14 protein-coding genes are annotated in these 12,075 nt (G+C 62.5%); 7 read left to right on the top strand and 7 right to left on the bottom strand.

Going from position 1 to position 12,075, the window contains the following annotated elements; all coding sequences use genetic code 11:
- Positions 1 to 14 precede the first annotated feature (14 nt).
- The gene (locus HX839_RS18380) at positions 15 to 1,214 is read right to left on the bottom strand and encodes a YgcG family protein (RefSeq protein WP_177067497.1); all 1,200 of its coding nucleotides are present in this window, start codon (positions 1,212 to 1,214) and stop codon (positions 15 to 17) included.
- Between the two features lie 126 nt (positions 1,215 to 1,340).
- On the opposite strand from HX839_RS18380, the gene HX839_RS18385 reads away from it, so the two are divergent.
- Both HX839_RS18385 and HX839_RS18390 read left to right on the top strand, forming a co-directional pair.
- Entirely contained in the window at positions 1,341 to 2,159 is an 819-nt protein-coding gene (locus tag HX839_RS18385; RefSeq protein ID WP_177067498.1) for an alpha/beta fold hydrolase, read from the top strand.
- Positions 2,146 to 3,321 carry a PAS domain-containing sensor histidine kinase gene (locus HX839_RS18390; RefSeq protein ID WP_177067499.1) on the top strand — a complete coding sequence of 392 codons (1,176 nt, stop codon included), beginning with the start codon at positions 2,146 to 2,148 and terminating at the stop codon, positions 3,319 to 3,321. Before HX839_RS18385 ends, HX839_RS18390 begins: the two co-directional genes overlap by 14 nt.
- Here the strand turns inward: HX839_RS18390 and dapF are convergent.
- Positions 3,290 to 4,123 (bottom strand): diaminopimelate epimerase, encoded by an 834-nt coding sequence (dapF, locus tag HX839_RS18395; protein WP_177067500.1) that lies wholly within the window; start codon positions 4,121 to 4,123, stop codon positions 3,290 to 3,292. The genes HX839_RS18390 and dapF overlap by 32 nt on opposite strands.
- Positions 4,124 to 4,253: 130 nt before the next feature.
- On the opposite strand from dapF, the gene HX839_RS18400 reads away from it, so the two are divergent.
- Positions 4,254 to 5,312, top strand: coding sequence for an alginate lyase family protein (locus HX839_RS18400; RefSeq protein ID WP_177067501.1), 1,059 nt, complete (start codon positions 4,254 to 4,256; stop codon positions 5,310 to 5,312).
- Positions 5,313 to 5,357: 45 nt separating this feature from the next.
- Complete coding sequence (locus HX839_RS18405; RefSeq protein ID WP_177067502.1) at positions 5,358 to 5,858, top strand: AAA family ATPase; 501 nt, start codon at positions 5,358 to 5,360, stop codon at positions 5,856 to 5,858.
- Here the strand turns inward: HX839_RS18405 and HX839_RS18410 are convergent.
- Complete coding sequence (locus HX839_RS18410; protein ID WP_003210192.1) at positions 5,855 to 7,417, bottom strand: murein L,D-transpeptidase; 1,563 nt, start codon at positions 7,415 to 7,417, stop codon at positions 5,855 to 5,857. The genes HX839_RS18405 and HX839_RS18410 overlap by 4 nt on opposite strands.
- Positions 7,418 to 7,454: 37 nt before the next feature.
- Here HX839_RS18410 and HX839_RS18415 point away from each other — a divergent pair, with 37 nt between their 5' ends.
- Positions 7,455 to 8,168, top strand: a complete 714-nt coding sequence (locus tag HX839_RS18415) for a murein L,D-transpeptidase catalytic domain family protein (RefSeq protein WP_023658766.1) — start codon at positions 7,455 to 7,457, stop codon at positions 8,166 to 8,168.
- A gap of 86 nt (positions 8,169 to 8,254) precedes the next feature.
- Entirely contained in the window at positions 8,255 to 9,004 is a 750-nt protein-coding gene (locus HX839_RS18420; RefSeq protein ID WP_008435386.1) for a creatininase family protein, read from the top strand.
- Between the two features lie 154 nt (positions 9,005 to 9,158).
- Here HX839_RS18420 and HX839_RS18425 read toward each other — a convergent pair whose 3' ends face one another.
- Together HX839_RS18425 and HX839_RS18430 are read right to left on the bottom strand one after the other, a co-directional pair.
- A complete protein-coding gene (locus HX839_RS18425; RefSeq protein ID WP_003210199.1) occupies positions 9,159 to 9,500 on the bottom strand; it encodes a hypothetical protein in 342 nt (113 codons plus the stop codon).
- 29 nt (positions 9,501 to 9,529) lie between these two features.
- A complete protein-coding gene (locus tag HX839_RS18430) occupies positions 9,530 to 10,168 on the bottom strand; it encodes a hypothetical protein (RefSeq protein ID WP_023658765.1) in 639 nt (212 codons plus the stop codon).
- A 143-nt stretch (positions 10,169 to 10,311) separates the two neighbouring features.
- Between HX839_RS18430 and HX839_RS18435 the strand changes: the two genes are divergently transcribed.
- The gene (locus HX839_RS18435; RefSeq protein WP_102368835.1) at positions 10,312 to 10,575 is read left to right on the top strand and encodes a hypothetical protein; all 264 of its coding nucleotides are present in this window, start codon (positions 10,312 to 10,314) and stop codon (positions 10,573 to 10,575) included.
- Between the two features lie 15 nt (positions 10,576 to 10,590).
- Here HX839_RS18435 and HX839_RS18440 read toward each other — a convergent pair whose 3' ends face one another.
- Both HX839_RS18440 and yfcF read right to left on the bottom strand, forming a co-directional pair.
- On the bottom strand, positions 10,591 to 11,322 hold the full coding sequence (locus HX839_RS18440) for a GntR family transcriptional regulator (RefSeq protein ID WP_003210205.1): 732 nt from the start codon (positions 11,320 to 11,322) through the stop codon (positions 10,591 to 10,593).
- Between the two features lie 33 nt (positions 11,323 to 11,355).
- Positions 11,356 to 11,988: a glutathione transferase gene (gene yfcF, locus HX839_RS18445; RefSeq protein WP_102605989.1), complete on the bottom strand. Its 633-nt coding sequence runs from the start codon at positions 11,986 to 11,988 to the stop codon at positions 11,356 to 11,358.
- Positions 11,989 to 12,075 lie beyond the last annotated feature (87 nt).

Genomic DNA, 12,075 nt, shown 5'->3' on the forward strand with positions numbered 1-12,075 from the left:
CTTCCGGGGGAGGCTTACCAACTCCCCGACGCCCCACCCCCGCCACTGGAACCACCACCCCCCGAAGAGCTGCTGCTGGAACTGGAACTCGAACCGGAGGAGCTGGAGCCCCCACCCGACCCCGACCCGCCGCTGATACCGTGGGCAAAGATGAACAGCGCCGCGAACGAAGCGAAGGGAAACGCCAGCAGCCATCCCGTGGCGCCCTTGTCAATCAATGCCCCCACGATCCCGTACACCACCAGCACCGCCACCAGCCGCGCGATAAAGCCCACCTGGCTCTCTTGCCACATGCTCTTCATCACCAGGAACAGGCCCAGATACAGGCCCAGGACCAGCAACCCTGCGAATGGATAAGCCAGCCAGTGAATAAGGGATATCTCCCGCACGAAGTTATCGGTCAGCAGCACGCCGGCGATGTAGCCCAACAGCACCAGCACGGTGTAAAACGCCGCCCTCGCCTGCCACAACGCGCCGAAAGTAGCGCCACCGATCAACATGCACAGGGGCAGCAACAGCAAATAGACCGGCCAGTCCTTGCCGCCCGCCACCGCGACCAGCACAACGGTGACACCGACCACCGCCATCAGGGCCCGGCGCCAAGGGAGTTTTTCGGCGCCCATCAATACCCCGACCACCCCGCCAAACATGAATGCCAGGAGTACCGCATACGCTTCAGGCGGGAAACCGGCCTTGGCCACCTCGGGCAAATTGCCCCCGTCCACCAACAGTGTCAGGTCGTCCACCGCTTGCTGCACGCCGCCTGCGTAATCGCCCTGGCGAAACGCCGGGGTGATGTGTTCCTCGATGATGCGGTGGGCCAGCAGGTCGGTGACCACGCCTTCCAGGCCGTAACCGACTTCGATCCGAACCTTGCGATCGTCTTTCGCCACCAGCAGCAGGATGCCGTCGTTGACGTCCTTGCGCCCCAGTTTCCAGGCACGGAACAGTTGGTTGGCGAAGTCCTCGATGCCAACGCCCTGGGTGCTCGGCAGCAGCATCACCGCCACCTGTGCGCCCTTGCGTTGTTCCAGACCGGCGAGTTGCGTGGTCATACGCAATTGAGTGGCGGCGTCGAGGGTGTGGGTCAGGTCGATCACGCGCTGGTCCAGCGCAACCGTGACCGGCGCCGGGGGAACGGTTTCGGCCCACACCTGCGAGCCGGAAACGATCAGTAGCAAGCCCAAGACACATTGCCGTAGGAACACCATCATGTTTGTTACCTGAAGTTTCATCCTGAATCGGCCGACTTTACCCTATCGACGCTATAAACAGGTGACCCGACGCCACCGACTATCTAGACTTACGCCACCCCCACACACGCCCTACACGAGAACGCCATGGACCTTCAGCAGCGCAACAACGTCAGGGTGTATGGCAGCGGTCCCACGACCCTGGTTTTCTCCCATGGCTTCGGGTGTGATCAGACCATGTGGAATTATCTGTTTTCTCACTTCACCGGGCGCTTCCGTGTGGTGCTGTATGACCTGGTGGGAGCTGGCCAGTCTGACCTGAGCGCGTACGACAGCGAAAAATACAGCTCACTGACCGGCTACGCCCATGATCTGGGTGAGGTCATTGATGAATACGCCGTGGGCCCGGTGGTGCTGGTGGGGCACTCCGTCAGCGCCATGATCGGCGCCCTGGCCGATCGCCAGGCCCCCGGAAAAATCGCCGCCCATGTGATGATCGGTCCTTCGCCCTGCTATATCGATTCCGGTGACTACACGGGCGGGTTCACCCTCGACGATATCCATTCGTTGCTCGATACCCTCGACAGCAATTACCTCGGCTGGTCCAGCACCATGGCCCCGGTGATCATGGGCGCGCCTGGGCAACCGGCCCTCGGCGAAGAACTGACCAACAGCTTCTGCCGCACCGAGCCCGACATCGCCAAGCGCTTCGCACGGGTGACGTTCCTGTCGGACAACCGCCAGGACATCGCCGGCCTGATGACCCCCACCCTGATTCTGCAATCCACCGACGACTTGATCGCACCGGTCTGCGTGGGTGAATACCTGCACGCGGCGTTGCCCGCCAGCACGTATTGCCTGGTCGATAACGTGGGGCATTGCCCGCACATGAGTGCACCTGGGGCCTGCTCAGCGGCCATGGACAGTTTCCTGTTGCCATGGGTAGGTGCCGATGCCAGTCGATAACCTGTCGTTGCCGGATCCTCAACGTTTGTTCGACGGCGCGCCCTGCGCCTTGGTGGTTACCCGGGAAGACGGCACCATCGTGCAGGCCAACCAGTGCTTCAGCGACTGGACCGGCTTCAGCATCGATGAGTTGAAGGAACGACGGTTCCAGGACTTGCTGACGATGGGCGGGCGGATCTTCCATCAGACGCACCTGGCGCCACTGATGAAAATGCAAGGCTCCATCGCCGAAGTGAAACTCGACCTGCTGCACCGTGACCGGCGCACCGTCACGGTATTGCTCAACGGCGTCAGGCACGAACATGCCGGTATTGCCTACAACGAACTGGCCCTCTTCGGCACCACCGACCGCGACAAGTACGAGCGTGAACTGCTCAATGCCCGCAAACTGGCTGAAGCCTTGTTGCAGGAAAAGACCGCCACTGAAGTCGCGCTGCAGCAGGCCCAGGCCGAACTGAGCAGCGCCTATGAAATTGCCCGGCGCCGGGCGCTGTTTGCCGAGCAGATGGTCGCGATTGTCAGCCATGACCTGAAGAACCCGCTTACCGCGATCAAGATGGCCTCGGAGTTCCTCGCCCGTGGCGAGCGCAGCCCCAAGGAGCGCCAACTCCTGGGGCATATCGGCCTGTCCACCGAACGGGCGCAGCGGATGATCGCCGACTTGCTGGACTTCACCCAGGCCAGAGTCGGCCAGGGCATCAGCATCAATCCCGTAGCACTCGACCTGCACGCCGTCACCCGTGACAGTCTCGACGAGTTGCAAGTGGCGTTCCCCACGGCGACCCTCGAACATCACGCCACGGGCAGCGCCCGCACGTTCCTGGATGCCGACCGCATACAACAAATCATCGGCAACCTCGTGGCCAACAGCGTGGCGTACGGCGACCTGCAACAGCCGATTACCGTCACCTCGCACCAGGACGCACAAGAGAGCCGGCTCTCGGTGCACAACCACGGCCCGGCGATTCCCGAAGCGTTGATGGCTGGCTTGTTTGAGCCCATGACCCGAGGCACGGAGCAGGACAGTGAGGTGCGTAGCGTTGGCCTGGGGCTGTTTATCGTGCGGGAAATTGCCAAGGCCCATGATGGAGGTGTTTCGGTGAGTTCAAGCCCGGACCGGGGCACCACCTTCAGTGTGCACTTTCCATTGCGCCACCCATGAGCGCGGCAGCCACAGTGCCGTGAACAACGGTTTGGACAGCCCCCGTCAACACCACGCCGCCGCGCCCATCCCAATGCACCGTCACGGTACCGCCATCGCATTGCACGTCGACGGTGTCATCCAGCAGCCCACGACGAATCCCGTTGACCACCGCGCCACAACAGCACGAACCCGAGCCTTGCGGGACACCGCCGCCCCGTTCCCAGATGCGCAGGCGGATATGACCCCGGTCGAGTACCTGCACGAAATGCACATTGGTCTTGTTGGGGAACAACGGGTGGGTTTCCAGTGACGGGCCAACCGCCGCAATATCGACCGTCGCCAGATCATCGACAAAGAAGGTGCAATGCGGGTTGCCCATGCTGCACGCCGCCGGGTTGCCCTCCAGCGGCAAGCGTTCGGTGTCCATCGCCTGCGCCAGCGGAATTTCTTCCCAGCCCAATGAAGGCAGCCCCATGTCCACCGACACCCGCTGTCCCGATTCGCGCACGCAGGTCAGCAGCCCCCGGTTGGTTCGCAGCACGAGGGTGGCAGTGCCGGCTTCGCGCATCAGCATGTCTGCAACCCCGCGGGTGGCGCTGCCGCAGGTGTCGAGCGGGGTGCCGTTGGGGTTCCAGAATGTGATGCGGGCAGCCGCGTCAGTGCAGTCGAGCACCACGGCCAATTGATTGAAGCCGATGCCGCGATGACGGTCACCCAGGCGGCGGGCGATTTCAGCGGTGATCGGGTCATCCTGGCCGCGCCGGTCGATCACGATGAAATCATCACCGTGGGCGTGCATCTTCACGAACTGCAAAGTCATGGGGCGTCCTGTTCTCGACCGGGCAAGGCCTGCAAGGATAGAGGGCTGGCGGGTATTTCATCAAATTCCCATCACGGGCATGGTAGCGTGACTTTGCCCCGCCCGGGTCAATCCATCCCTGAGGAACAGCATGCTACAACGCCCTCTGAAAAACGTGGCCCTGGCCGCGCTGCTCGCCTCGTTCGCCCAAGCCGCCTTTGCCGCGCCGCAGGTGCTGAGTGCCTGCCAGCCCGCCACCTCGAATCCGACCTCCAAATCGCTGCTGGCTGCCGCCCAGCGCCACCTCGGCGACCAGCCCGACGCCCTGCCCCATCTGCACACCGAAGGTACCCTGCCGAACCACGGCATCCGCGAGCAAAGCATCGCCGCCGAGAAGGATTGGCCAGTCATGCGCCAGGCGGCCCTGGCCTGGCGCCTGAGCCGCGACACGCGCTACCTCAAGCAAGTGGATGACTACCTGAGCGCGTGGGCCAGCACCTACCAGCCGGACTTCAACCCGATCGACGAAACCAACCTCGACATGCTGATCAGCGCCTACGCCCTCACCGCCAGCGACCTTCGCCCCCAGACCCGCGACGCCACCCGCGCGCTGCTGACCAACCTGGGCAATGGCTATATCGAGCGCATCAAGCAGTTCCACGGCGAAAAGAAAGCCACCAACACCAATAACTGGCAGAGCCACCGCGTAAAACTGGTCACGGTGGCCGCCGCCGCACTGGGCGACCGCGAGATGCTCGAACAGGCCTTCCAGCTGTTCCGGCAACAGATCAACGACAACGTACTGCCCGACGGCTCGGTGAGCGACTTCCAGGACCGTGACGCCCTGCACTATGTGGTCTACGACCTGGAGCCGCTGGTGCAGGCCGCGCTGGCGGCCAAGCCCTACGGCATTGGCGGCAACTGGCTGGACGTCACCGCGCCCCACGGTGGCTCGCTGAGCGAAGCACTGGACTGGCTGGCGCCGTATGCCAAAGGCCAGCGCAGCCACGAAGAGTTCGTGCATACCCACGTGCAGTTCGACCGGGACCGGGCCCGCGTAGGTGAGCCTGGCTACAGCGGCGAATGGAACCCGAAAAGCAGCAACACGCTGTACTGGCTGGCGGCGCAGTTGGACGCCCGGTATCTGCCGGTGGCCGAACAACTCGCGCCCAAGCCTTCGGACTGGATCAGCGCCTGTTATTTGAAGTGAGTCGCCCGGTAGACTGAGCCGACTCACCCCTTCGAAGGATCGACCATGCTTATTGTGTTCAGCGGCCTGCCCGGCACCGGGAAGACCACGATTGCCAAGGCCCTTGCCGGCCAATCCGGCGCCGTGTATCTGCGCATCGACACCATCGAGCAGGCCATCCGCGATGCAGGGTTTCTGGAGCAAGGTGTGGGCAGCAGCGGTTACCAGGTGGCCAATGCGCTGGCGTTGAGCAACCTGTTGCTGGGCCGCACGGTTGTCGTCGATTGCGTTAACCCGGTGGCTGAAAGTCGTCAGGCGTGGCGCGACACTGCGCTAAGCGCCGGTATGCCGCTGGTGAATATCCAGGTGGTGTGCTCCGACCCACACGAACACCAACGCCGCGTGGAATCACGCACCAGCGATATTCCGGGGCTCACGCCGCCCACCTGGCAGTCCGTCCTGGCCCATGAATATGAGCCATGGGCCGAGTCGCCATTGACCGTCGATACGGCGCGCTTGTCTTCCCATGAGGCGCTGACGATGATCAACGCACAGCTAAGCGCCTAGAGCGCACTCTCCATCGCCTTCATCAACACCGGGTCGCGCCCGTAAATGTCCGGCGCGTAGAGCAACGCGCCCTTGCCATCGACCTGCACCGTCCAATACCCCAGCAGCACCGGTACCGGCGTCGCGAGCCGGAACTCGTGGGTGGTTTCCGTCGCCAGCAGTTCTTCGGTGCGGATCTTCTCCGCCGGGCTCACCAGCAAGTCCCGCAGCAGCAGTGGCTGCTCAACCCTCACACACCCCGAACTGAAAGCCCGCGGGCCCTTGGAGAACAGCGGCTGGCTCGGCGTGTCGTGCAGGTACACCGAATACGGGTTGGGAAAGCGCAGCACGATCCGGCCCAGCGGGTTGCGCGGGCCGGCGCCCTGGCGCAGCAGGATGTTGCCGGGGTGCGACCAGTCGACCTGTTCCGGTGCCAGCGGGTTGCCCTGGCTGTCGAGCACTTGCAGGTTCTGCTGGCGCAGGTATTCGGGGTTCAGGCGGATCGCCGGCAGCTTGTCCTCGCGCATGATGGTGGGCGGGATGGTCCAGGTGGGGTTCAGGGTCAGCCGGGTGATGCGCGACTTCAGCAGCGGCGTCTGGCGGTCGGCGCGGCCGACTTGCAGGCGGGTTTGCCACACGGGCACGCCGCCCTGGTAGAAGCTCAGTTGCGCCGCGGCCACGTTCACCAGAACGCCCTCGGGTTCCAGGTCCCGGGACAGCCAGCGAAACCGTTCAAGGTTGATGCGCAATTGTTCGCGGCGAATCGCCGGGCTGATGTTCAGCTCGGTGACCGTGCCGGGGCCGATCACGCCGTCGGCTTGCAGGGAATGACTTTGCTGGAAGGTCTTGACCGCGTTGACCAACTCGCCACGGTATTGCGTCCCCGCGGAGGTGGCGCTCAGGTAGCCGCCATTGACCATGCGCCGCGCCAGTTGCGGCACTCGCGAATCGTCCATGCCGGGGCGCAACAGCGGGCCGCTGGCCACGGCTTCCCAATGCTGCAACGGTTGCTGGCGCAAGGCGGCGTAGGCACTGCGCAGGCCAAGGTATAGCGGCGCGCTCGGGCGGGCCTGGTCGAAGGCTTGGGCGACGTTCTGCATGCCGGCCTCGGCCATGGCCAGCAATTGAGTGTCGGGGTCCGGGGCCGGTTGCGAATGCCAGACGGGCTCGAAGCGCGACTGCTGCAAGCGGCCGAAATGCAGGTCCTGCAGGGCTTGCAGGTACTGCTGGCTGGTACCGATATCGATGCACAGCACGTTCCCCGTGGCATCCGCCGGGGGCAGTCTATAGTGAGTCGGGTCCAGGCCATCGTCGGCCAGCAACTGCAGTTGGGCTAGCAATGCGGCGCGGCGATCCCCCTCGGACCACAGCACCACGTCGCCCTGCTGCTGATAAAACGCCTGCAAACGCGCCAGGGAAGGCGCATCGACCTGCCCGGCCGGGCCTGGGCAAACGGTCGACAATTGCGAGAGCGCCAATTGCACCGGGGCCGGCGACACCACCAACAGGTCTTCGGCTGTCGCGACCAGCGGTGCAACGAGCAGGCAAATGCTCAAGTAACATGCGTGTTTTTTGAACAATCGCTTAGCTCCCATCCACGGCGGAGATGCTTTATACATGCTGACCTTTTGCTGCCGACTCGGCCTGATCATCTCGACCTTTGCCTCGCTGAGCACCGTTGCGCTCGCAGACACGGGTAAACCTCTTACTCTGTATAGCAGCCTCGCCCACGCCGCTCCAGAACTCAACCCCGATGTACTGAAAAGAGCCTTGAGCGCCATGCAATGCGCGGTGGGCAATGGCATCGAACAGTCCGACCGGCTGGCGGTGATCGACTATTCCCAACCTTCGACCGCTCGTCGCCTATGGATCTTCGACCTGCGCAAGAAGACATTAGTGCTGCGGGATTTGGTGGCCCACGGACAAAAATCCGGGGAAAACTTCGCCACCCAGTTCTCCAACCGTGAAGGCAGTTACCAGTCCAGCATTGGCTTGTTCCGCACCCAGGAGAGCTACGAAGGCGCCCACGGCTACTCGCTGCGCATGGACGGCCTGGAGCCGGGTTTCAATGACCGTGCACGGGACCGCGCCATCGTGATCCATGCCGCCGACTATGTAAGCCCGTTGTGGAGCAAGCGCGAAGGCCGTATCGGCCGCAGCCAGGGCTGCCCCGCCGTACGCCCGCAGGTAGCGCGCCAAGTGGTGGACAAACTCAAGGACGGCCAGTTCATGTTTTCCTGGTACCCCGACCAGCGCTGGCTGAAGTCCTCGGCTTACCTCAACTGCAAGCCGCGCCAGATGGCGAGTGCCGGTACTGTCAAAGGCGGTTGATGCTCTCGCTGTTGCCGTGCACCATGCGGCTCACGCCACCAGGAACTCCACCGTGTTCCTGGGCTTGATGAGAGAGAGAACCTGAGATGCTTTTACATCAATCCACCTGGATCGAGATTGGCCAGTTTCTGGAACGCAGCCGCAGCATCGTGATTCCCATCGGCTCCAACGAACAACACGGCCCCACCGGCCTGTTGGGCACCGACTGGATGTGCCCGGAAATCATTGCCCATGAAGCGCAGAAGAACGCCGACATCCTGATCGGCCCGACCTTCAACATCGGCATGGCCCAGCATCACCTGGGCTTCCCGGGCACCATTTCCCTGCGCCCTTCGACCTTTATCGCGGCGATTGGTGATTGGGTACGCTCGTTGGCAGGCCATGGTTTCGAGAAGATCCTGTTTCTCAATGGCCACGGCGGCAATATTGCCTCGATCGAAGCGGCGTTCTCCGAGCTGTATGCCGAAGCCAGCTTCAGCGGGCGCCCGTCGGGTTATGCGCTGAAACTGTGCAACTGGTGGGACCTGGAAGGCGTGAACGAGCTGGCGCACCAGCAGTTCCCGGTGGGCCATGGCAGCCATGCCACGCCGTCGGAGATTGCCGTGACCCAATGGGCCTACCCGGACGCGATCAAGTCGGCTGACTACTCGCCGCAAATCGCCAACACCGGCCCGATCCGCGAAGCCCGCGACTTCCGCGCGCGATTCCCGGATGGGCGCATGGGTTCAGACCCGGCGCTGGCCACCCCGCAAAAAGGCGGTGAGTTGGTGGCGTTGGCGGCCAAGGGGTTGGTGAAAGCGGTCGAGACGTTCAGCAGCGAGCCAAAGCCGAGCTGAATCATTTACTCAGACAATGAAGATCAACTGTGGGAGCTGTCGAGCTTTAGCGAGGCTGCGATGGGATCACCTCGGTGTCACTGTCAGACCGCAGCGATGCCATCGCAGCCTCGCTAAAGCTCGACAGCTCCCACATCAGATCCTCGCTCGTCGATTACAGGCAATCCTGCGCCGCATGCTCGAACCGCGACGGCTTGAACGTCGATGCCAACGGCTTGCGCTCGTACAGGAACACCTTGCCGCCGTCCTGGGACTTGTAGACTTCGAGGATGTTGTCCGCCGCGATCTTGCTGCTCACCACGATCCGGGCATGCCGCGAATTCTGCGTGACCGTGGAGGTCATGCCGTTTTTCTCGAACTTGGGCACCACGCACTGCACGTAGGCTTCAGGGTCCTTGGCGGTTTGCAGGGTAAGGGTTGGGGCATTGGGGGCGGATGCACAGCCCGTCATCAATAAAGAAGCAGAAGCCATCGCTGGCACTAACAACACGCGCATAAAAATTCCTGAAAAATAAACGAAGTGGGCTAACCGGCAGCGACCAACGCCTTGAGCGAGGCATCGAACTGCTTTAATGCGTTCAACTGAACGTCGCGCTGCTGCCCAATCTGTGCAGCGATCTGGGGCGCCGTTTTGTCATGTACCCACACATTAGGCAAGTGCATTTGCATCGAACCCTCGGCTTTGGCGATGTATTGCAGGTCAAGGTCATAGAACTTGGCAACAAACCGCGCTTCCACCCGATCATTACGCTGGGTCAGCAATTGATTGTAGGTATCGAGCATCACCACCACATCCGGGTGCGCCTGCAACAGCGCATCAAGGTTGTCGTAACGGGTGACCGAGGCAAAGGTGTGCCGCAACGACGCCATCAGCCAGTCAATCGCCAGGTCCGGGTCGGAACTGTCGACGAAGGCCTGGCGAATCTGCTCGTCCAGCTGGCCCTTGGCACCATTGACCGCCATGGCGTGGTAGCGCGCCAGGTACTCAAGGTTGTCAAGGGTGTTGTCGCTGTAGAGCACGCCGACCGATTGCGAATGCTGCAACCCGACCGGGCTGGCGACGATTGGCGCCAGGTGGCTGGCTTGAAGCCCCCCGGCCGACGCAGAGCCAACCATTGTGCTCATCAGCAGCGCCACCAGGGCCAAACCGGTAAAAGTCCTCATCGCAGGGTCCTTGCACATCATGTTCAATGATGGCAATTGTCCTCCTTTTTCAGAAAAACAGAACTCGCAATACTTGATGGTGACTATTATCTAGAGCAATAGTGTCGTGCAGGCCGCCTCACACAAAATGATAAGGAACGCCTATGAAGCCCCACCAGAAAACCTTCGATCGCATCCGTGAAGCTGTGCTTCCGGAGTTTCGCGAGCGGGTTGCCGATTACCTGGTCGACTATGAGGAAGTGCTGCTGGACAACGCCGCCGAACCGGAAGCGGTTTACGCGATTGCCCAGCAACTGCGTGGCTACCTGCGCGGCTTGAACACCACCCGGGTGCTGGGCATGGCCGACTGGGAAGACCTTGACCGCCGGGTGGTGCAAAGCTGGCTGGTGCTGCTCAAAGCCGAATAGCACCGCGCCTCAAGCTCAGCGTATATCCACGCGATAACGGAAATGTTCGGCGTGGCCACGGCCGCGTCGCAACTCCAGGGGTTGGCCGGCGTAATCCCGGGCCAGCCGCTCGATCACCATCACCGGGCTGCCCACCGGCACCTGCAACCAGCGGGCCCACACGTCATCGATGGACTCGGCAGTCAGGGCTTCCTCGGCAGAAGCGACTACTTGCCCGCAGACTTCTTCGTAAGTGGGGTACAACAGCAATCCCTGCCGGGTCAGATCCACGTCCAGCAGCGCCTGGAACCGCTCGCGCGGCAGCCAGATTTCCTCGGCCAGCACTGGCCCGGTGTCCAGCACGTGTACCCGCACGATGCAGATTACCGGCGCATCCGCTGCCAGCCCCAGCACCTCGCTCACCGACAACGGCGCCTTCACCGGCTTGACCGACAGGATCCGGCTCTGCGGCAGCTGGCATTCACCGCCCGGGCCCTGGAAGCGGAAACACCGGAACAACGACGATTGAAACTTCGGGCGGCGCACAAACGTACCACGGCCCTGCTGGCGCTCCAGAATGCCCTCGCCCACCAATGCCTCGATCGCTTTACGCACGGTGCCGGTAGACAGCTGGTACTGGGTGGACAACACCGCTTCAGGGGGAATAGCCGCACCGGCACGCCAGTGATTATTGGCAATCTGCTCAATCAGATGATCCCGAAAACGCTGGTACAACGGCAGGCGGGAGTCACTCGACAGTATATTCATGGATCAGGATTCACTTAGTAATTAAGGAGGTGACTACAGCGACGGTCGTGCCTGCTTGACCCATTCCTGGACCGAAGGCCGTTGCCATTGGTGCTGGGCATACGCCACCAGGTTGGCGGGCACGCTGTCACCGTTGAGGATCAGCCGGTTGAGCATCACGGCCAAGTCCACGTCGGCAATCGACCACGCGCCGAACAGGTAGTCGCGGCCGTCGGCCAACAGCGCCTGCGCCGCGTTGATCAGCGTGTGGGCCGCTGCTTCAGCAACCGGCGACAGCGGTTCGCCCTTGAGCCCGTAAAACACCACCAGGGTCGAGCGTTCCTGCCGAATCGGCATCAAGTCACTGCGCAACCACGCCTGCACCTGCCGCGCCCTCGCCCGCTGGCGGGGTTCGGCCGGGTACACCGGCACCTGCGGGAACACATCCTCCAGGTACTCGGTAATCGCCGACGACTCGGACAGCGCAAATTCACCCTGCACCAGGGTCGGTACGCGCCCGGTCAGCGACAAGTGCGTGTACGCGTCAGTCTGGTTCTCGGCCGTGTCGAGGTTCAACGTGAGCAGTTCAAATTCAAGGCCCTTTTCCCGCAGGGTCACAAACGCCGACATCGCGTAGGGACTGGTGAAATGGGCGTCAACGTACAGGCTCAGCGGGCGATGGTTCACGGCGACATCTCCTTGGTGGGAGCACCACACTACGAGATCGCGCCGCGCAAATGAAATGCGCGGTTTTTATGGGGGCATTCCTGGCTG

The organism is Pseudomonas sp. I8001 (assembly GCF_013385345.1).
GTDB lineage: Bacteria > Pseudomonadota > Gammaproteobacteria > Pseudomonadales > Pseudomonadaceae > Aquipseudomonas.